The following is a 20550-nucleotide window of genomic DNA, read 5'->3' on the forward strand; positions in this document are numbered from 1 at the left end:
ATAGGTGGGAGACTGTGAAGTGCTCACGCTAGTGGGTGTGGAGTCGTTGTTGAAATACCACTCTGACCGGATTGGGAATCTGAACCTACGCCCATGATCTGGGTGAGGGACAGTGCCTGATGGGTAGTTTAACTGGGGCGGTTGCCTCCCAAAGAGTAACGGAGGCGCCCAAAGGTTCCCTCAGCCTGGTTGGCAATCAGGTGTTGAGTGTAAGTGCACAAGGGAGCTTGACTGTGAGACTGACAGGTCGAGCAGGGACGAAAGTCGGGACTAGTGATCCGGCACCACCTGGTGGAAGGGGTGTCGCTCAACGGATAAAAGGTACCCCGGGGATAACAGGCTGATCTTGCCCAAGAGTCCATATCGACGGCATGGTTTGGCACCTCGATGTCGGCTCGTCGCATCCTGGGGCCGGAGTAGGTCCCAAGGGTTGGGCTGTTCGCCCATTAAAGCGGCACGCGAGCTGGGTTTAGAACGTCGTGAGACAGTTCGGTCCCTATCCGCCGCGCGCGTAGGATACTTGCGGAAGGCTGTCCCTAGTACGAGAGGACCGGGACGGACGAACCTCTGGTATGCCAGTTGTCACGCCAGTGGCATGGCTGGTTAGCTACGTTCGGAAGGGATAACCGCTGAAGGCATCTAAGCGGGAAGCCTGTTCCTAGATGAGGTATCCCACCCCTTTGTGGGTTAAGGCCCCCAAAAGACGATTGGGTTGATAGGCCAGAAATGGAAGCGCAGTAATGTGTGGAGTTGACTGGTACTAATAGGCCGAGGACTTGCCTACAAAGACGCTTCGCATCCACTCTACGGCTCTGAAACACCACATCAGAGACGTCAACGTCACCGGTTGGTTGTTTCGTAGTGTTTCGGTGGTTATAGCGGCGGGGAAACGCCCGGTCCCATTCCGAACCCGGAAGCTAAGCCTGCCAGCGCCGATGGTACTGCACTCGAAGGGGTGTGGGAGAGTAGGACGCCGCCGAACTTAACGTGAAACAGAGCGGGGCTCTGGACCAGAAATGGTCCGGAGCCCCGCTTTTTCGTGTGCCCTGTCCCGGATCAGTTGTCCTTCTTCGACTGCTTCTGCGCGGGCTCGCCCTTGCCGTTGTTCTTGTTGCGGTTCTCGTCCTTCTTGCCGGGCCCCGAGTTGCCCGGGTTGTCCGAGTTGTCCACCGGCACGGTCCCGCCCTGCGGCTGGGCGTTCACCGGGGGCACCACGGGCTGCCCGGCACCGGGGGAGAGGGTGGCACTGTCGATCGGCGCGCCCGCCTCGACCACCGGCGGCGGCGCCGGGGTGCTGTGCGGGGTCTCGCCGGTCGGAAGACCTTGCGTACCACCGGAGTTCGCCAGGGCGAAGATGCCGGCGACCGCCACCGCGGCGGCGGCCGGGATGGCGGCGGAGAGCATGACCTTCTTGCGGCGCTTGGGCGGCTTTCCGGACTGCAGCGGCTTGGTCCCGGCCACCGGCGGCCGGTCCGGCGACACCGGCTTGGTCACCAAGGTGGGTGCATCGGCCTGCTCGGCGGTGAGCCGGCCGATCACGGTGGTGATGGCCGTGGGTGCCTCCGCCGAGGTGAGGGCGTCGGCCACCTGCGCGGCGGTCGGCCGGACCCGGGGGTCCTCGTCGGTCATACGGGTCAGGAGGGCGGACAGCACCGGGCCGACGAAGTCGGGGATCTCCGGCGTGCGCGACAGCCGCGCCAGTGCCGACTCCACCATGGCGCCCGGGTATTCGCGGTAGCCCGTCAGGCACTCGAGCAGGATCAGGCCCAAGGCGTAGATGTCGGCGGGCGGGCCGACCTCCTTGCCCCGCACCTGTTCCGGCGCCATGTAGGCGGCGGTGCCCACGACCGCGCCACTGGAGGTCAGGTCGCTGGTGCCCAGCCGGTAGGCCAGGCCGAAGTCGGTGAGCAGCGGGCGGTCCCCGGCGAGCAGGATGTTCGCCGGTTTGAGGTCGCGGTGGGTGATACCGCGGGAGTGCACGTACGCCAGCGCTTCGGCGATGCCGATGCCCAACTGGGTCGTCTCCGCGGCCGTCAGCGGGCCGCAGAGGATGCGACCGGCCACGGTCGGGCCGTCGACCAGCTGCATCACCATGTAGGCCCGGTCCAGGTCGAAGCCCGAGTCGCGGAACTCCACCAGGCCGGGGTGGTGCAGATCGGCGAGCACCCGGAACTCGCGCTCCCGCCGCAGGAAGTCCTTGCCCGCTATCCCCGGGTGGAACAGCTTCACCGCGACGTCGTGCCCGGCTTCGAGGTCGATCGCCCGGTACACCACCGCGCTCGTGCCCGCACCGGTCTTCGACAGCAGGCGGTAGCGCCCGGCCACCAGCGCCGGGCACACCGGCTCTTCTGCCAACTCGGGCAGGTCGAACCGCGGCAACGTGTCGTCGGCCGAACTCACCGCCGGGGCTCCTCCGCTGTCGAAACGAGACAAGTCATCGTGGGTACCCGGGCGGGCGGTCACCCAAACGCCGACTCGAGAAATGCTTTACCCACCGCCGACAGGCGCTGAGCGTCGTAGACGATTCCATATCTACGCCGGATGGGTGGCGAGATCCCCCGGATCACCGCGCCTTCGCGGGCGGCGTCCTCCGCGCGGGACCGTTCGACCACGCCGACCCCCACCCCGGCCAGCACGAACCGCTCGGCCGCGGCGCGGTGCCGCAGCACCGCGGACGCCCGAGTCCGGCGGTTCGCGCCGGCGAGCGCGTCCTCGATCTGCGCCCGCACCGGGCTGCCCTTCGGCACGACGATCAGCGGCAGGTCCGGCAGCGCGGCCAGCGGCAGCGGGTCCTCCGGTGGCACCTCCGTGCCCGGCGGGAACACCAGCGCGTACTCGTGCACGCCGAGTTCGTGCGTGGTGAGGCCGTCCCCGCCGGCGGGGAAGTAGCAGAAGACCAGTTCGCAGTGGCCGTCCCGGAGCAGCAACGGCACGGAGTCGTTGTCCCGCAGTTCACCGATGCGCACCGACACCCCCGGGTGACGCTGCCGGAACGCGCCGACCAGCGCCGCCACCGGGTGACCGGTGGTGAACGGCCAGGCGTGGATGTCGAGCCTGCCGCGCGGGGCGGTCCGCAGGAAGCCTTCGGCGGCGACCACGTCCCGCAGCAGCTGCCGCGCCGGGCCGATGAACTCGTGCCCGGCGGAGGTCAGCACCAGTCCCCGGCCGATGCGGTGGAACAGGTCCACGCCGAGTGCCCGCTCCAGCGAGCGGATGCCCTGCGAGACCGACGGCTGCGCGACCCCGGTCGCGGCGGCGGCCGGGGTGATAGCGCCGTGGTCGACCACCGCGAGGAAGTACTCCACCTGGCGAAGTTCCACGTCGGCTCCCTACGCGAGTTCGATGAAGGCGGCCGCGGCGGGGGACAGCGGGCCCGCGCGGAAGATCAGCCCGATCTCCAGACGGATCGCGGGCTCGGTGGCCAGCAGGGGCACACCGGGCAACTCGCGTTCGGCCAGCGTCCTCGGCAGGAAAGCGGCTCCGGCGCCGTGCGCGACCAGCTGTCGCACGCCCTCCGGGTGCGCGCATTCCACCACCGGGTGCAGTGTGTCGGGGATCAGCTTGCGGATGGTCGCGTCGGCCAGGCCCATCACCAGGGGCAGGCTCGCGGCGGCGGAGAGCGGCACCGGATCGGGCAGGCCCGCTGCGAAGGCGGCAGGCACGGCGAGCACGATCTCCTGACTGCCGAGGCCGCGCTGCTCGACGCCGGTCACCGGCAGTTCGGTCAGGCCCAGTTCGCAGTTCCCGCGTTTGACCTCGGTGCCCACGTCGTCCGGACTGCCGGGGTCGGTGACCGAGATCAGCACACCGGGGTGCCGCCGGTGGAACTCGCCCGCGAGGGCAGGCAGCGGGTCGACCGCGAGCGTGGCGAGAGCGGCGATCGTCACCCGGCCGCCCCGGAGTTCACCGACCCGGGACGCCGCGGCCTTCGCCAGCCGGGCGTCGTCGAGCAGCCGCCGCGCGGGACCGACGAACGACCGGCCCGCCTCGGTGAGCACGAGCCGTCGTCCACCTCGGTCGAACAGTTCGGCCGCCAGCTCGCGTTCGAGCACGCGAAGCGCCTGCGAAACCGAGGGCTGCGCGACGAACAACGCCTCGGCCGCCCTGGTCACGCCGCCGTGGTCGACGACCGCGAGGAAGTACTCGACCTGCCGGAGATCCATGCCCGCACTCTGACATAGGCACGGCCTATCCGATCATGCGGAATCCCGACTTTGCGCGGGTCGCCGCGCTGTGCTGGATTGGGCGGTAACCCAGAGCTGGAGGTCGTGTGGACGCCGAGGACTTCGACGCGGTACTGCGAACCGTGCGTGAGTTCATCCGCAAGGAGGTCGTCGGCCGCGAGGCCGAGATCGAAGAACGGGACGAGATCCCGGCGCAGATCCGGCAGCAGGCGGCCGGGCTCGGCCTGTTCGGCTGGGCGCTGCCGGAGGAGTACGGCGGTCTCGGCTTGAGCATGGGCGAGGACGTCCGGCTGGCCATCGAACTCGGGTACACCACGCCCGCGTTCCGCTCGCTGTTCGGCACCAACAACGGCATCGCCGGGCAGGCGATCGTCAAGTACGGCACCGACGCGCAGCGCACGGAGTGGCTGCCGAAGCTCGCCGCGGGGGAGGCCATCGCCGCCTTCGCGCTGACCGAGACCGAAGCGGGCTCGGACCCGAGCGGGCTGAGCACCCGCGCCGTGCGCGACGGCTCGGAGTTCGTGGTGACCGGGACGAAGCGGTTCATCACCAACGCGCCGCTGGCCGACGTGTTCGTGGTCTTCGCCAGGACCGAGCCCGATTCGACCGGCAGGCACGGGATCTCCGCGCTGCTGGTGCCCGCCGGTGCGCCGGGGCTGACCGTCGGCCCGCACGACCCGAAGATGGGCCAGGCCGGGGCGTGGACCGCCGAGGTGTTCTTCGACGAGGTCCGAGTCGGCGAGGACTCGCTGATCGGCGCCGAGGGTGAGGGCTTCCGGATCGCGATGGCCTCGCTGGCGCGCGGCAGGCTGCACATCGCCGCGGTCTGCGTCGGCATGGCCGAGCGCGCGCTCGCCGAGGCCGTCGAGCACGCCAAGGTCACCCGGCAGGGCGGGCGGCCGATCGGGGAGTTCCAGCTGGTGCAGGCGCTGCTCGCGGAGTCGCACGCCGAGCTGTACGCCGGGCGCACGATGGTGCTCGACGCCGCGGCGAAGTACGACTCCGGCGAGGACCGCAAGCTCGCGCCGTCCAGCGCGAAGCTGTTCTGCACCGAGATGCTCGGCCGGGTCGCCGACCGCGCGGTGCAGGTACACGGCGGCATGGGGTACATGCGCGGGGTGGCCGTCGAGCGCATCTACCGCGACGCCCGGCTGTTCCGGATCTACGAGGGCACCAGCGAGATCCAGAAGCTGGTGATCGCCAAGCAGCTGCTAGCCGACCGGGGCTAACGCCAGTTCGCCGGTGACCTGCAGCGTCGGGTCCTCCTCCAGCGCGGTTTCCACGCCGAGCAGGCCGAGCGCGGCCAGGGTGACCGGCAGCCGGGCGCGGTCACCACCGTCGGCGATCTTGATGCCGAGCGCCGAGCCGTCCGGCAGCGCGGCCACCTGCACGCCTTCGAAGCCGTCCTTCGCGATCAGGCCGGGCACCGCGCGCATCAGCTTGGTGACATCGCGCCGGGTCCCGGCCAGCATCTCCGGGTGCCGCCGGATCGCGTGGGCCACCGCGCCTTCCGCGGTCTCCGGGTCGGCCGCCCCGATGCGCCCGATCGCCCTGGTCAGGCCGAGCAGCGAGAGCGAGAACAGCGGGGCACCGCAGCCGTCGGTGGCCACCTTCGCGATCGGCTCGCCGGACAACTCGGCGACCACATTGGCGATCTCGCGCTGCAGCGGGTGGTCCGGGCTCAGGTAGTCCTTGGTGGACCAGCCGTGCGCCCGGCTGACCGCGAGCATGGCGGCGTGCTTGCCCGAGCAGTTGTGCGACAGCTTGCTGGCGGGCCGTCCCGCGGCCAGCCAGGCGTCCCTGACCAGCGGGTCGTACGGCAGGGCGACCGGGTTGCGCAGGTGGGCGCCGGTGCAGCCGGCGTCGCCGAGGATCCGGCGGACCCCGGCGAGGTGGAAGTCCTCGCCGGAGTGGCTGGCCGCGACCAGTGCGCGGAGGTCGTCCGGCAGGTCGAGGCCGAGCCGGGTCATCGCCGCGGCCTGCAGCGGTTTCGCCGCCGAGCGCGGGTAGCCCGGCGATTCCACGTCACCGGTGGAGAAGCGCACTTCGCCGTCCGGGCCGATGACCACGACGGAACCGAAGTGCACGCTCTCGACCAGGCCGTCGCGCATGACGTGGAGCAGGGGGACGTGGGCTGGTGTGGCTGTCACGGCTTGACCTCGGCGAGCGCCTTGGTGGTGTCGACCCGCTTGCGGACGCTGAACCAGCCGACCACCAGCGCGAGCAGGATCAGCGGCAGCGACAGCAGGGTCAGCCTGCCCAGCTCGTCGAACCACATCAGCACCAGGACACCGGCCAGGAAGACCAGGGTGACGATCTCGGTGACCGGCGAGCCGGGCAGCCGGAACGAGGGCCGCTGGGCCAGGCCCGCCTTGGCCTTCCGCCAGAACAGCAGGTGGGACAGCATGATGATGCCCCAGGTGGACAGGATGCCGATGGCGGCGAAGTTCAGCACGATCTCGAAGGCGTCCGCGGGCACCACGTAGTTCAGGCCGACGCCGAGCACGCAGACCGCCGCGGTGAGCAGGATGCCGCCGTAGGGCACGTGGTTGCGGTTCATCACGCCGGTGAACTTCGGCGCCGAGCCGGCCACCGCCATCGAGCGCAGGATGCGGCCGGTTGAGTACAGCCCCGAGTTCAGGCTGGACATCGCGGCGGTCAGCACCACCAGGTTCATCACGTCACCGGCGGCCGGGATGCCGATGTTGGACAGCACGGTGACGAACGGGCTCTCGCCCTTGGTGTAGGAGCTCCACGGCATCAGCATCGCCAGCAGCACCACCGAGCCGACGTAGAAGACGCCGATCCGCCACATGATCGAGTTGATCGCCTTGGGCATGATCTTCGCCGGTTCGGCGGTCTCCCCGGCGGTGACGCCGACCAGCTCGACCGAGGCGTAGGCGAACACGATGCCCTGGATCACCAGCACCAGCGGGAGCAGGCCGTTGGGCAGGAAACCGCCTTCGCTGCCGAGCAGGCCGACGCTGGGGGAGGTGCCGTTGATCGGGTCGCCGGTGACCAGCAGCACGATGCCGATCACCATGAACAGCACCAGCGCGGCCACCTTGATGATGGCGAACCAGAACTCCATCTCGCCGAACAGCTTCACCGACACCAGGTTCAACACCAGCACCACGGCCAGCGCGATGAGCGCGAGCACCCACTGCGGAACCGGCGTGAAAAAGCTCCAGAAGTGGGCGTACAACGCGATCGCGGTGATGTCGGCGATGCCGGTGGTGGCCCAGTTGAGGAAGTACATCCAGCCGGCGACGAAGGCGCCCTTCTCGCCCATGAACTCGCGGGCGTAGGAGACGAAGGCGCCGGAGGAGGGGCGGTGCAGGATCAGCTCGCCGAGCGCGCGCACCACGAAGAAGGCGAACAGGCCGCAGACGGCGTAGGCGACGGCCAGCGCCGGGCCCGCCGAGGCGAGCCTGCCGCCCGCGCCGAGGAACAGGCCGGTGCCGATCGCGCCGCCGATGGCGATCATGCTGATGTGGCGGGGCTTGAGCGCCTTGCTGTAGCCGGCGTCCCCGGCGTCGACCGTCTCGGGCGGCGCGGTGGGCTGCAGGGTCTGGTCCGTCACGGGTGCTCCGGGGGTCGGTGCGCGTCGTTGCGCACGATGGTTTCGAGGGTTCGCTCGACGTTGTCGAGGTGCCGGGTCATCGCCTCGACGGCGGCCGCCTCGGCCCCGTCCGCGATGGCCCGCACGATCTCGGCGTGCTCGGCGTTCGACTCGGCCTGGCGGTCGCCGAGCTGGTTGAGGAAGCTCGACTGGCGGGAGAGCGCGTCGCGGATCTCCTCGATGACCTTGCCGAAGGCCGGGTTGCCCGAGGCCTGGGAGATGGTGATGTGGAACAGGCTGTCCAGCGCCACCCAGCCGGTGTTGTCGGTCTCGCCGGACATCTTGACCAGCAGGTGCTCGAGCAGGTCGAGATCGTCCTGGCCGCGACGCAGGGCCGCGTAGCCCGCCACCGGGATCTCCACGTGCCTGCGGACCTCGAACAGGTCGCGGGCCGAGTAGTCGCCGAAGACCGGGTTCTCCACCGGGCCCGCGGCCGCGACGAAGGTGCCCTTGCCGGGGCGGGAGACGGTGAGCCCGAGCGCCTGCAGCACGCGCAGCGCCTCCCGGACGACCGAGCGGCTCACCGCGAACTCGGCGGACAGCGCGGCCTCCGACGGCAGCTTGCCGCCGACGGCGTACTCTCCGCCCTCGATGGCCGACCGGAGACCGGCGAGCACGGCCTCCATCGCGGTCATCCGCCGGGCGGAATGTCCGACTGTCTGGCTGTCTGACAGGTTCACGAGGGCAGATGGTGCGGTCGTGCGCTCGGCGTTGTCAAGCGGAGCTTTCGGCGACGGCAGACCGTCCGGTATGGCTTGTGGGGCAGGGATTTCCGCGTTGAGCTGGGGCGCCGGGCGGCCGGTGTGGATCTTGGCCCACTGATCGGGTGACCCGGCTCACTAGTCATCTCGTGGTGCCGGGCGATTGCTATGAGTGGGGCATTACTAGCGTTGAGTGCAAGTAATGCCCCACTCATAGCAATCAGCCGAGGTGGGTGCCGGTGGCGCGAGGGGAGCGTCGGATCACCGGATCCGGAGGGCGTGCCGCTGGTGCTGAGGATCTTCGACTGGACTACGGTGGATCCCCCGGGCGGCGGTCGCGGCCGGTGGTGTTCAGGGGAGGTTTTCGCTGGTGTCCAAGGATTCTTTCGTTCATCTGCATGTGCACACCGAGTACTCGATGCTGGATGGTGCGGCGAAGATCGCGCCGTTGTTCGCGGAGGCGGCTCGGCTGGGGATGCCGGCGGTGGGGATGACCGACCACGGCAACATGTATGGGGCGGATGAGTTCTACCAGCAGGCGCGCAAGGCGGGGATCACGCCGATCATCGGGATCGAGGCGTATGTGGCGCCGGAGTCGCGGTTTCACAAGAAGCCGGTGTTCTGGGGTCAGTCGAACCAGCGTGGGGCGGATGAGCTGGGTGAGGGTGGTGATGTCTCGGGTGCGGGTGCGTATACGCACATGACGATGCTGGCGGAGAACGCGGCGGGGTTGCGCAACCTGTTCAAGTTGTCGTCGCTGGCGAGTCTGGAGGGGTATTACCGCAAGCCGCGGATGGATCGGGAGTTGATCGCCGAGCATCATGAGGGGATCATCGCCACGACGGGGTGCCCGTCGGGTGAGGTGCAGACGCGGTTGCGGCTGGGGCAGAAGGCCGAGGCGATCCAGGCGGCGTCGGATTACAAGGATATTTTCGGGGCGGGCAACTTTTTCCTGGAGTTGATGGATCACGGGTTGCCGATCGAGCGGTCGGTGCGTGAGGGTCTGCTGGAGATCGGTAAGCAGCTGGGTCTGGCGCCGCTGGCGACCAACGATTCGCACTATGTGACGCAGGATCAGGCGGATACGCACAGTGCGTTGTTGTGTGTGCAGGCGGGTAAGACGCTCAATGACCCGAACCGGTTCAAGTTCGATGGTGATGGTTACTACCTGAAGTCCGCGGCGGAGATGCGCCAGTACTGGGACACCGAGGTCCCCGGCGCGGCGGACTCCACCCTGCTCATCGCCGACCGCATCCAGTCCTACGAAGAGGTCTACGCGCACAAGGACCGGCTGCCGTTCTTCGAGGTCCCCGAGGGCTACGACCAGGGCACCTGGCTGCGCGAAGAGGTCCAGCGCGGCCTCAAGTGGCGCTTCCCGGAAGGCGCGCCCGAGGGCTACCAGGAGCGCATCGAGGTCGAGCTCGACGTCATCATCGGCAAGGGCTTCCCGGCCTACTTCCTCATCGTCGCCGACCTGATCAACTACGCCCGCCGCGTGGGCATCCGCGTCGGCCCCGGCCGTGGTTCGGCCGCCGGTTCGCTGGTCGCCTACGTGCTCGGTATCACCAACCTGGACCCGATCCCGCAGAAGCTGCTGTTCGAGCGGTTCCTCAACCCCGAGCGCGTCTCGATGCCCGATATCGACATCGACTTCGACGACCGCCGCCGCGGTGAGATGATCCGCTACGCCACCGACAAGTACGGCGTCGACAAGGTCGCCCAGGTCATCACCTTCGGCACCATCAAGACGAAGGCGGCGATCAAGGACGCCGCCCGCGTCCACTACGGACAGCCCGGCTACGCGATCGCGGACAAGATCTCCAAGGCCCTGCCGCCGCCGATCATGGCCAAGGACATCCCGCTCTCGGGCATCGTCGACCCCAAGCACGAGCGCTACGGCGAGGCCGCCGAGGTCCGCGCCCTGGTCGAGACCGACTCCGAGGTCTCCACCATCTTCGAGACCGCCCGCGGCCTCGAAGGCCTGATCCGCAACGCCGGCGTGCACGCCTGCGCGGTCATCATGTCGAGTGAGCCGCTGACCAACGCGATCCCGCTCTGGCAGCGGGACGACGGTTCGATCATCACCGGCTGGGACTACCCGTCCTGCGAGGCCATCGGCCTGCTGAAGATGGACTTCCTCGGCCTGCGCAACCTGACCGTCATCGGCGACGCCATCGACAACATCAAGACCAACCGCGGGGTCGACATCGACCTCGACACCCTGGGCGTCGAGGACCCCGAGACCTACAAACTGCTCGCCCGCGGGGACACGCTCGGGGTGTTCCAGCTGGACGGCGGGCCCATGCGGGACCTGCTGCGGCGCATGCAGCCGACGCTGTTCGACGACATCGTCGCGGTCGGCGCGCTGTACCGCCCCGGTCCGATGGGCATGAACGCGCACAACGACTACGCCGACCGCAAGAACAACCGGCAAAAGGTCAAGCCGATCCACCCCGAGCTGGACGAGCCCCTGAAGGAGATCCTGGCCGACACCTACGGCCTGATCGTCTACCAGGAGCAGATCATGCACATCGGCCAGAAGGTGGCCGGTTACTCGATGGGCCGCGCGGACGTGCTCCGCCGCGCGATGGGCAAGAAGAAGAAGGAAGTCCTCGACAAGGAGTTCGAGGGCTTCGAGGCCGGGATGAAGGCCAGCGACCTGGTGCCCGGCGGGTTCTCCGACGAGGCGATCAAGGCGCTCTGGGACACGATCCTCCCGTTCGCCGGGTACGCGTTCAACAAGAGCCACGCGGCCGCCTACGGCCTGATCTCGTACTGGACCGCGTACCTCAAGGCGAACTACACCGCGGAGTACATGGCCGCGCTGCTGACCTCGGTCGGGGACAACAAGGACAAGTCCGCGATCTACCTGTCCGAGTGCCGACGCCTCGGCATCAAGGTGCTGCCGCCGGACGTCAACGAGTCGGCCCAGCGCTTCGCGGCCGTCGGGGACGACATCCGCTTCGGCATGGGCGCGGTCCGCAACGTCGGCGCGAACGTGGTCGAGTCGATCATCAAGACCCGCGAGGAGAAGGGCAAGTACACCTCGTTCACCGACTTCCTGGACAAGTCGGAGCTGGTGGCCTGCAACAAGCGGGTGATCGAATCGCTGATCAAGGCCGGGGCCTTCGACTCCATGGGCAACACCCGGCTGTCGATGGTCCAGGCGCACGAAGAAGCCGTGGAAGCGGTCGTGCCGCTCAAGCGCCAGCAGGCGATGGGCCAGTTCGACCTGTTCGGCCCGATGGGCGACGAACCGGACGACGCGGCGGCCGCGGCGGCGTCCTCCCCGCTGGCGCACCTGAAGTTCAGCGACGAGGAGTACCCGCGCAAGCAGTTGCTCTCCTACGAGCGGGAGATGCTGGGCCTCTACGTCTCGGCGCACCCGCTGGACGGCGCCGAGCGGATCCTGCGCAAGCACGCGAAGAAGCCGATCGCGGCGATACTGGCCGATCCGCCGAAGGAAGGCGAGATCGTGGTGTCCGGGCTGATCACCGCGCTGGAGCGGCGGGTCAACAAGAAGGGCGAACCCTGGGCGATCTGCACGGTGGAGGACATGGACGCCTCGCTGGAGGTGCTGTTCTTCCCGAAGTCCTACGCGATCTTCGCCGCGGACCTGATCGAGGACAACGCGGTGCTGGTCAAGGGCCGGGTCAACTGGCGCGAGGACAAGATGTCCGTCTTCGGCGGGGGCCTGGTGCCGCTGGACCTGTCGGACGCCGCGGTCGGGGACGAGGAACCGCCGCTGGTGCTGCTGGTCGCCGCGGAGAAGCTCGACCACTCCGTGGTCAGCGAGCTGAAATCCACGCTGCTCGCGCACAAGGGCGAAACCCCGGCGCACCTGAAGCTGATGGGCAAGCAGGGGCCGCGGATGTACGCGTTGGACGACTACCCGGTGCGGGTCAGCTCGATGCTGATGGGCGAGCTGAAGAGCATCCAGGGCATCACCGCGAACACGTGATCCCGGCGGCGCCGCCGAGCTGGGTGCGTTGATCCGCGCGACGATGGACGGGTGAGCACACCCGAGGGCAGTCACCGCGCCGAACCCGATCCCCGTCGCTGGAAGGCGCTCGCGGTGACGTTGACCGCGGGGTTCATGGTGCTGCTCGACGTCAGCATCGTGAACGTGGCGCTGCCGTCGATGCAGGCCGACCTCGGGGCGTCGGCGGGCGGGGTGCAGTGGGTGGTCTCCGGCTACGCGCTGACCTTCGGCCTGGTGCTGGTGGCGGGCGGCAGGCTGGGCGACGCGCTGGGCAGGCGGCGGATGTTCCTCATCGCGCTCACCGGGTTCGTGGCGACCAGCGCGCTCGCCGGGATCGCGCCGAACGAGGTGCTGCTGATCGTGGCCCGGCTGCTGCAGGGCATGGCGGGCGGGCTGCTCACCCCGCAGAACACCGGGCTGATCCAGGAGTTGTTCTCCGGCCCGGAACGCGGGCGCGCGTTCGGCATGTTCGGGGCGGTCGTGGGCATCTCGACCGCGGTCGGCCCGGTGCTGGGCGGGGTCATCCTCGCCGTGTTCGGTGATCCGGAGGGCTGGCGGTGGGTGTTCTACGTGAACATCCCGATCGGCGCGCTCGCGCTGGTGCTGGCGGCCAGGCTGCTGCCGAAGTCACCTCGTTCGATACGCGGGCTGAGGTCCGAATTGGACTCCGTCGGCGCGCTGCTGCTCGGGCTCGCGGTGGCCGCGGTGCTGTTCCCGGTGATGGAGGCCGAACAGGGCGGGCTGGGCAAGCTGTGGTGGCTGTTCCCGATCGCCGTGGTGCTCGGTGCGCTCTTCGTCTGGTGGGAACGGCGGCTGGTGCGGCTGGAACGAGCACCGCTGCTCGACATCCGGCTGTTCACCACCGTGCGCGGCTTCTCCAGCGGGGCCACGCTCGGTTCGGTCTACTTCTGCGCGTTCACCGGGATCTGGCTGGTGTTCGCGATGTTCTTCCAGCAGGGACTGGGGTTCACGCCACTGGAGTCCGGCTTGGCGGTGACGCCGTTCGCGGTCGGCTCGGCGGTGTCCGCGGTGATCGCCGGCCGGCTGGTCGAGCGCTGGGGCCGCGGGCTGACCGTGACCGGGCTGAGCATGGTGGTGCTCGGCATGGTCGGGTCGGGCGTGGCGGTGCTGGTGTTCCCGGCCGAGCACGCGGGGCTGGCGATCGCGTTGCCGCTGCTGATCGGCGGGATCGGCGGCGGCATGGTGATCTCGCCGAACACCACGCTGACCCTGGAGTGCGTGCCGACGGAGATGGCCGGGGTCGCCGGGGGCGCGCTGCAGACGGGGCAGCGCATCGGCACCGCGATCGGCACGGCCACGCTGGCCTCGGTCTTCCACACCGCGGTCGCCGGTTCGGGGGAGGACTACCCGGTGGCGCTGGCGGTGTCGATGGGCTGTGCGGCCGGGCTCACCGCGGTCGCGCTCGGGCTGGGGATCTTCGAACTGCGACGGCGGCGGGTCGCGGTCGGAGGACAGCACAGCGTGTTCGCCGATAGTCCATCCGGGTGACACGCCGGTCCGCTAATGGCGCTACGCTGAGCCACTGTGCGAGGCTTTGACCGCCTTCGCGCCGCGGTATCCGCTACCCAGGGTGGTAATTCGGGTCAGCCTGCTGTGCCGGATTGTCTCCCGGACGCGCATCCGGGAGGAACTCTCAGCCGCACGTCACCGACGGCCGCGGGGGATCGCACGGTGAAGCGCTGAGGGCGTCGCCACCACGGCGGGGTAGGCGCGGGCGAAGGCCACTGGAGTGAGCTCGGGAGGGGGAGACCCCGGGCTCACTCCAGTACGTTCCGCTGTCGTACTAGTGGAGGGCGCTGCCCGCCACCCACTGGTCCCACGGCAGCGCCCAGTCGCCGTAGAGATCCCAGACCGGTAGCTGCGGGCCGCCGGAACCGGTCACCTCGACCACGTCACCGAGGCCGAGGTTGTCGAAGAACCACTTGGCGTTCTCCGCGTTGAGGTTGATGCAGCCGTGCGAGACGTTCGCGCTGCCCTGCTGGCCGACGCTGTTCGGGTTCTCGTGCACGAATTCGCCGTCGTTGGAAATGCGCAGCGACCACTTCTCCTGCGTCCGGTAGTAACCGGGGGAGCCCTGGCAGACGCCGTAGGTGCACGAATCCATGGTGTAGCTTTCGTGCTTTTCCGAGATGACGTGCGCGCCGAGGTGGGTCGGGGTGGCGTCCTTGCCCATCGAGATCGGCATGGTCTTCACCAGCGCTCCACTGTGGAATATCCGCATCTGCTCGGTGCTACCGTCCGCCTTGGCCACCCAGGAATCGTGCACCTGGTACGTTTCGCTGCGGTCCTGTGCGCCGTAGACCCCGCCACCGAAATCGACGCCGTAGACCTTGGCGTCGACCTTCAGCGTGGTGCCCGGCTGCCAGTACTGCTTCGGGCGGTAGTGCACGTTCTTGTCGTCGATCCAGTACCAGCCGCCCTCCTGCGCCGGTTCGGAGACCACCGAAAGCGACTTCTCCACGGTGGCTTTCGCCGCGTCGCCCTTCACCGGCTGGCTGAACTGGAAGACGATCGGCTGGCCGACGCCGATCCCGCTCTGCGCCACCGCCCCCGGCGCCGGGATGAGGTTCGGCTCGGCCTGCTGCTTCGGCGTGAGCGTGGTGATCCGCGCCTGCTGCTCGATCGGTTTCCCTTGCTGGTCAACGGCTTTCGCGACGATCGTGTAGCCGGCGCCGTAGCCGAGCGGCTCGGCAGAGGTCCAGCTGGCGTGGTCGGGGGCAAGCGTGCCCTTCACCTGCGTCCCCCGCGCGGTGTTGGTCACGGTCACCTCGGTCAGCCCCGCGTTCTCGGCGTGCACGGTGACCGGTGTCACCGGGCTGAGGTCCTGCCCGCCGGCCGGCTCGATGCGCACCACCGGCTGCCCCGGCGCCGGTTCGGCCGTGCCGGGGGTGGTGCCGCCGGAATCGCCTGCCGAACACGCGGAAAGCAGCAGCAACGCGGTCAGCGGGAGCCAGAGTAAAGACTTCTTGGGTGCCATGTTATCTCTTTTTTAAGAATCGACGCGGTGGATTTCCCTTGGCGTCAAAACTACCGGCAGTTCCCGGTCAGGGGGTGGCGAGCCCGGGCACACCATAAAGGCCGGGGCCGTTCACCGAAAGTCCGGCCAGGTGCTTTTTGGCCGATTCGTACGCGAGTGCGGTGAATTCCCCGGTGCGCCGGAAATCCAGCGGGCTCACCCGCACCGGCGGCGGCCCCGGCAGGTAGACCACCGGCACCTCGGTGGCGGCCAGCGGCGCCTCCAGCACCGCCTGGTTCCGCATGCTGATCATCGCGGTGAACATGACCACCTCGGCGAGGGTCTGCGGCCGGGTGGGCAGCCGGCCGGGGAACGCGCAGTCGAGCACGATCAGGGACTTCGCGCCCATCGCGATCGCCTGGCGCATCGGCACGTTGGCCACCAGTCCGCCGTCGTAGAGCAGCCTGCCCTCGTGCTCGACCGCCGGGTAGATGCCCGGGATCGCGCAACTGGCCAGCAGCGCGGGCCGGAGTTCGCCGGTGCGGATCAGCCGCGGTTCGGCGGTCTCCACGTCGGTGGTCACCACGCCCAGCGGCAGCGCGAGGTCCTCGAAGGTGGTGCCCTCGCCGATGTACTCGTCGACGATCGCGGCCAGCCCGGTGTTCGGGAACAGGTTGGTCCGGCTGTGCCGCAGGGTGCGGACCTGGCTGAACACGCCGCCGGGGAAGGCCTCGTGCCGGGTCATCCTGGTCCAGATGCGCTCCAGGCGTTCGGCCTGGTCGTCGCCCCGGCGCGCCAGCACCGCGCCGTTGAGCGAACCGACCGAAGTGCCGACCACCAGGTCCGGGCGGTAACCCGCTTCGGTCACCGCGCGCAGCATGCCGACCTGCATCGCGCCGAGGCTGCCGCCACCGCCGAGCACGAACGCGAGCGGGCGCGGCAGATCCGCCGTGGTCATCTCCGGTCCTCCTGATCGGGGTCGAACTGTTCAGTAACGTAGCCCGCCTGCCGGTTTCCCTGGCACTACTGATGGGTAACACTGGTCACAGTTTCCGGAATGGACTTGACGGGACTCGTCGATGCGAGGAAGGGGAGGCTGTGGTGGCCGACCAGCTCAAGGTGACGGAGAAGGAAGCCCGCGCGGTGGCCGAGGAGGCGAGGGAGAGCGGCTGGCAGAAACCGTCCTTCGCCAAGGAGTTGTTCCTCGGCCGGTTCCGCCTCGACCTGGTGCACCCGCACCCGCTGCCGTCCGCGGAGGACGACGCCAGGGCGGACAAGTTCCTCACCCAGCTCCGCGCGTACTGCGAAACCCTCGACGGCACGGTGATCGAACGGGAGTCGCGCATCCCGGACGAGTTCGTCAAGGGCTTCGCCGAACTGGGCTGCTTCGGCATCAAGATCCCCGAGGTCTACGGCGGGCTCGGGCTGACCCAGTTCGCCTACAACCGCGCGCTGATGCTCGCCGCGTCCGTGCACCCGACGATCGGCGCGCTGCTGTCCGCGCACCAGTCGATCGGCGTGCCCGAACCGCTGAAACTGGCCGGGACCGAGGAGCAGAAGAAGCGCTTCCTGCCGCGGTGCGCGAAGGGCGCGGTGACCGCGTTCCTGCTCACCGAGCCCGACGTCGGCTCCGACCCGGCGCGGCTGGCCACCTCGGCGGTCCCGGTGGACGGCGGAGAGGCGTACGAACTCGACGGCGTGAAGCTGTGGACCACCAACGGCGTGGTCGCCGAACTCGTCGTGGTGATGGCGCGCGTGCCCAAGAGCGAGGGGCACCGGGGCGGGGTCACCGCGTTCATCGTCGAGGCGGACTCGCCGGGCATCACCGTCGAGCACCGCAACGCGTTCATGGGCCTGCGCGGCATCGAGAACGGGGTGACCCGGTTCCACAAGGTGCGGGTGCCGAAGGAGAACGTGGTCGGCCGCGAGGGCGACGGGCTGAAGATCGCGCTGACCACGCTGAACACCGGGCGGCTGTCCATCCCGGCGATGTGCGCCGGCGCGGCCAAGTGGTGCCTGAAGATCGCGCGTGAGTGGTCGGGCGAGCGGGTCCAGTGGGGCAGGCCGGTCGGCGAGCACGGGGCGGTGGCCAATAAGATCTCCTACATCGCGGCCACCTCGTACGCGCTGGAAGCCGTGCTGGACCTGTCCGGGCACATGAGCGACGAGGGCCGCAACGACATCCGCATCGAGGCCGCGCTCGCGAAGCTGTGGGCGAGCGAGGTGTCCTGCCTGATCGCCGACGAGCTGATGCAGATCCGCGGCGGGCGTGGTTACGAGACGGCCGAGTCGCTGGCGGCGCGCGGGGAGCGGGCGGTGCCGGTCGAGCAGCTGGTCCGCGACCTGCGGATCAACCGGATCTTCGAAGGCTCCTCGGAGATCATGCGCCTGCTCATCGCGCGGGAGGCGGTCGACTCGCACCTCACCGCCGCGGGTGACCTCGCCGACCCGGACGCCGACGTGAAGGCCAAGGCGAAGGCCGCCGCGAAGGCGAGCGGGTTCTACGCGAAGTGGCTGCCGAAACTGGTCGCAGGCAAGGGCCAGGTGCCGACCTCCTACACCGAGTTCGGTGCGCTGGCCGGGCACCTGCGCTACGTCGAGCGGACCGCGCGCAAGCTCGCGCGGTCGACCTTCTACGGCATGGCGCGCTGGCAGGCCGGGCTGGAGAAGCGGCAGGGCTTCCTCGGGCGGATCGTCGACATCGGCGCCGAACTGTTCGCGATGTCGGCCGCCTGTGTGCGCGCGGAGATGCAGCGCGGGGTCAACCGTGAAGAGGGCGAGGCGGCTTACGAACTCGCCGACGCCTTCTGTCGCCAGGCGCGGTTGCGGGTGGAGGCGTTGTTCGGCGCGTTGTGGACCAACACCGACGACGTCGACCACCGGATCGCCGGGCGCACGCTGAAGGGCCGGTACACCTGGCTCGAAGAAGGCGTGCTCGACCCGAGCGAGGGCACCGGCCCGTGGATCACCGACTGGCAGGCGGGCGCGTCCGCCCAGGAGAACGTGGCGCGCCGGTACCTGCCGCGTCAGAACGGGAACTGAGCGGCGCGCAGCTTCCGGACCAGCTTGTCGCGTTCGGGCCCGGACGCCACCCTGGCGTCCGGGACCTCGGTCTCCGAGCCGCAGTTCACGTCGTCCTCCGGCACCGTGCCGTGCACGAGGTAGGCGGTCGCGGCGTTGGAGGCGCAGGCGTTCTGCGTGGTCAGGTAGGTGCCGTGGCCGCCCTGGTCGGCGAGCACCAGCCGGGCGCGGTCGCCGAGCGCGTCGCGCATGGCCACCGCGCCGGGCATCGGGGTGGCCGGATCGCGCCGGTTCTGCAGGAGCAACACGGTGGGTTGCCCCCGGTCGCTCACCGCGACGGGCGTCTCCGGCTGGTGCGGCCAGAACGCGCAGGGCCAGACGTTGGACGGCATGCCGCCGGTGATCGGGTAGCGCTTGCGGTCGCGTGCCACGTCCTGCCGGTACACCTCCGGGTCGCGCGGCCAGCTCGCCTCGTTGCAGGCGATGCCCCAGAGCGTGGCGGGCAGGGACTGCGAGTCGTCGGGCACCTGGAGCTCGTCGCGGGCTTCGGCGGCTTTCGCGGCGTCGGCGAGTTTGGCGGCCTGCCACAGCTTCGCCAGCGAGGGGAAGCTCTCGTCGCCGTACAGCGCGCCACGGGTGCGACCGCGGAAGTCGTTGCCGGACATGGGTTTGCGGGTGGCGGCGAGCGGAGTGATGTCGAGCTTGCCGGTCAGGTCGAGGTAGGTCTGCCGGACCGCCTGCGGGGTGTTGCCGAGTTCGTAGGTGGGGTGGCGCTGCGCGGCCCAGCGGGCGAAGTCGTCGAAGCGCTCTTCGTTGGCCGGGCCCCAGAACTGCCAGACGCGGCGCCAGACGTCGGTCGGGTCGACCACGGCGTCGAGCACGATGCGGTCGCTGCGCTCGGGGAAGAGCGTGGTGAACACGGCGCCGAGGTAGGAGCCGTAGCTGCCGCCGAAGTAGGAGATCTTCTCCTCGCCGAGCGCGGCGCGGATGCGGTCCATGTCGCGGGCGGTGTTGGCGGTGGTGACGTGGGCGAGGTTCGGGTCGGCGGCGCACTGCCCGGCGACCTGCTCGGCGTAGGCGAGGTTCGCGGTGATGGAACCGTCCGGGGCGGGGTAGGGCATCAGCTTGGTGACGTCCTGCTGCTCGTCGGTCAGCTCGCAGGAGACCGGGGTGCTGGCGCCGGTGCCGCGGGGGTCGAAGCCGATGAGGTCGTACTGGTCGGTCACCCCGCGCGGGGCCAGCTCGCCGACCGCCCCCGGCATCCCGCGCCCGCTCGACCCGGGCCCACCCGGATTGAGCAGGAGCACTCCCCGGCGGCGGTCGCTGGTGGCCTTCTGCCGGGAGATCGCCACCTTGATCTGCGGCCCGGCGGGGTCGTCGTAGTCGCGGGGCACGCTGACCTCGGCGCACTCGACCTTGCGGCCGAACTCCTGCGGACAGGGCGTCCACTCGAGGGCCTGCTGAGCGATCGCGGGCACCCCCGCGGCGGCGATCACGGCGATCGAGGCGATCGCCAGCCCGGTCCGTGTACTGCGCATGCTGCCTCCGAACAGTTGGGGTGTGACCACCCAACTACCGCCGGAAGAGCCGCGCACCCCTCCCCACCCATTCGAGACCCCACCCCGCCCCCGGACCATACAACCAGGTGACACCCACCCCACCCCCCTCCGCGCCCGCCCTCCCACGTCCACACCGAACCCCACACCCACGCACCCGAACCCCACACTCGAGCATCCGAACTCCACGTTCGCGCACGCGAGTTCCACACTCAGGCACCCGAACCCCACACCCAGGAGCCCGAGTGCCACATTCGGGCGGCCGAGTCCCACGTTCAGACACCCGATCGCAGCACACTCGGGAACTCGAGTCCCACACCGAGCACCCGAACTCCACACTCGGGAACTCGAGCGCCACGTTCAGGCGCCCGAGTTCCACACTCGGGAGCCCGAGTGCCACGTTCAGGCAGACCAGTCCTACGGCCGGGAGCCCGAACCCCACGTTCAAGCAGCCGTGGCCCACATTCAGGCAGCGAGTTCCGCGTTCAGGAGTCTGAGTTCCACGTT

At 69.2% G+C, this 20550-nt stretch carries 13 protein-coding genes and 2 rRNA genes (1 of these 15 only partly in view); 6 read left to right on the forward strand and 9 right to left on the reverse strand.

The features are described from left to right. Positions 1-784, forward strand: a 23S ribosomal RNA gene (locus L3Q67_RS21210); it begins 2332 nt to the left of the window's first position. Positions 785-865: 81 nt separating this feature from the next. Next, positions 866-982: ribosomal RNA gene (gene rrf / locus L3Q67_RS21215) — 5S ribosomal RNA — on the forward strand. A gap of 74 nt (positions 983-1056) precedes the next feature. Here the strand turns inward: rrf and L3Q67_RS21220 are convergent. The 3 genes from L3Q67_RS21220 to L3Q67_RS21230 are packed head-to-tail and all read right to left on the reverse strand — an operon-like array spanning position 1057 to position 4163. Then, positions 1057-2400, reverse strand: a complete 1344-nt coding sequence (locus L3Q67_RS21220) for a serine/threonine-protein kinase (RefSeq protein WP_499191118.1) — start codon at positions 2398-2400, stop codon at positions 1057-1059. Between the two features lie 59 nt (positions 2401-2459). Next, a complete protein-coding gene (locus tag L3Q67_RS21225) occupies positions 2460-3320 on the reverse strand; it encodes a LysR family transcriptional regulator (protein WP_499191119.1) in 861 nt (286 codons plus the stop codon). Between the two features lie 9 nt (positions 3321-3329). Further along, positions 3330-4163 carry a LysR family transcriptional regulator gene (locus tag L3Q67_RS21230; protein ID WP_499191120.1) on the reverse strand — a complete coding sequence of 278 codons (834 nt, stop codon included), beginning with the start codon at positions 4161-4163 and terminating at the stop codon, positions 3330-3332. A 107-nt stretch (positions 4164-4270) separates the two neighbouring features. On the opposite strand from L3Q67_RS21230, the gene L3Q67_RS21235 reads away from it, so the two are divergent. Continuing rightward, positions 4271-5413: an acyl-CoA dehydrogenase family protein gene (locus L3Q67_RS21235; RefSeq protein WP_499191121.1), complete on the forward strand. Its 1143-nt coding sequence runs from the start codon at positions 4271-4273 to the stop codon at positions 5411-5413. On the opposite strand, the gene L3Q67_RS21240 is transcribed toward L3Q67_RS21235, so the two are convergent. From L3Q67_RS21240 to L3Q67_RS21250, 3 genes are read right to left on the reverse strand one after another with little or no spacing between them, the layout of a single operon-like run. Further along, a complete protein-coding gene (locus L3Q67_RS21240; RefSeq protein WP_499191603.1) occupies positions 5396-6295 on the reverse strand; it encodes an asparaginase in 900 nt (299 codons plus the stop codon). The two genes, L3Q67_RS21235 and L3Q67_RS21240, sit on opposite strands and share 18 nt — an antisense overlap. 35 nt (positions 6296-6330) lie before the next feature. Continuing rightward, entirely contained in the window at positions 6331-7767 is a 1437-nt protein-coding gene (locus tag L3Q67_RS21245) for an amino acid permease (RefSeq protein ID WP_499191122.1), read from the reverse strand. Continuing rightward, positions 7764-8432 carry a FadR/GntR family transcriptional regulator gene (locus tag L3Q67_RS21250; RefSeq protein WP_499191604.1) on the reverse strand — a complete coding sequence of 223 codons (669 nt, stop codon included), beginning with the start codon at positions 8430-8432 and terminating at the stop codon, positions 7764-7766. The genes L3Q67_RS21245 and L3Q67_RS21250 overlap by 4 nt, the downstream gene beginning before the upstream one ends. 445 nt (positions 8433-8877) lie before the next feature. On the opposite strand from L3Q67_RS21250, the gene dnaE reads away from it, so the two are divergent. Next, positions 8878-12468, forward strand: coding sequence for a DNA polymerase III subunit alpha (gene dnaE, locus L3Q67_RS21255; protein ID WP_499191123.1), 3591 nt, complete (start codon positions 8878-8880; stop codon positions 12466-12468). A gap of 135 nt (positions 12469-12603) precedes the next feature. After that, positions 12604-13998 (forward strand): MFS transporter, encoded by a 1395-nt coding sequence (locus L3Q67_RS21260; RefSeq protein ID WP_499191605.1) that lies wholly within the window; start codon positions 12604-12606, stop codon positions 13996-13998. 295 nt (positions 13999-14293) lie between these two features. Here L3Q67_RS21260 and L3Q67_RS21265 read toward each other — a convergent pair whose 3' ends face one another. Together L3Q67_RS21265 and L3Q67_RS21270 are read right to left on the reverse strand one after the other, a co-directional pair. Beyond that, complete coding sequence (locus tag L3Q67_RS21265; RefSeq protein WP_499191124.1) at positions 14294-15487, reverse strand: L,D-transpeptidase; 1194 nt, start codon at positions 15485-15487, stop codon at positions 14294-14296. A gap of 67 nt (positions 15488-15554) precedes the next feature. Further along, a complete protein-coding gene (locus tag L3Q67_RS21270; RefSeq protein ID WP_499191125.1) occupies positions 15555-16424 on the reverse strand; it encodes a patatin-like phospholipase family protein in 870 nt (289 codons plus the stop codon). Between the two features lie 143 nt (positions 16425-16567). On the opposite strand from L3Q67_RS21270, the gene L3Q67_RS21275 reads away from it, so the two are divergent. Then, positions 16568-18508 (forward strand): acyl-CoA dehydrogenase family protein, encoded by a 1941-nt coding sequence (locus tag L3Q67_RS21275; protein WP_499191126.1) that lies wholly within the window; start codon positions 16568-16570, stop codon positions 18506-18508. On the opposite strand, the gene L3Q67_RS21280 is transcribed toward L3Q67_RS21275, so the two are convergent. Then, the gene (locus L3Q67_RS21280; protein WP_499191127.1) at positions 18493-20025 is read right to left on the reverse strand and encodes an alpha/beta hydrolase; all 1533 of its coding nucleotides are present in this window, start codon (positions 20023-20025) and stop codon (positions 18493-18495) included. The two genes, L3Q67_RS21275 and L3Q67_RS21280, sit on opposite strands and share 16 nt — an antisense overlap. Between the last annotated feature and the right edge of the window lie 525 nt (positions 20026-20550).

This window comes from Saccharothrix sp. AJ9571, assembly GCF_021725495.1.
Classification (GTDB): Bacteria; Actinomycetota; Actinomycetes; order Mycobacteriales; family Pseudonocardiaceae; genus Amycolatopsis; species Amycolatopsis magusensis.

Excerpts from the sequence above, each read along its gene's own strand:
- L3Q67_RS21230 (WP_499191120.1), bottom strand. The coding sequence starts at position 4,163 with ATGGATCTCCGGCAGGTCGAGTACTTCCTCGCGGTCGTCGACCACGGC.
- L3Q67_RS21240 (WP_499191603.1), bottom strand. The coding sequence starts at position 6,295 with ATGCGCGACGGCCTGGTCGAGAGCGTGCACTTCGGTTCCGTCGTGGTC.
- L3Q67_RS21250 (WP_499191604.1), bottom strand. The coding sequence starts at position 8,432 with ATGGAGGCCGTGCTCGCCGGTCTCCGGTCGGCCATCGAGGGCGGAGAG.
- L3Q67_RS21260 (WP_499191605.1), top strand. The coding sequence starts at position 12,604 with ATGGTGCTGCTCGACGTCAGCATCGTGAACGTGGCGCTGCCGTCGATG.
- L3Q67_RS21265 (WP_499191124.1), bottom strand. The coding sequence starts at position 15,487 with ATGGCACCCAAGAAGTCTTTACTCTGGCTCCCGCTGACCGCGTTGCTG.
- L3Q67_RS21270 (WP_499191125.1), bottom strand. The coding sequence starts at position 16,424 with ATGACCACGGCGGATCTGCCGCGCCCGCTCGCGTTCGTGCTCGGCGGT.
- L3Q67_RS21280 (WP_499191127.1), bottom strand. The coding sequence starts at position 20,025 with ATGCGCAGTACACGGACCGGGCTGGCGATCGCCTCGATCGCCGTGATC.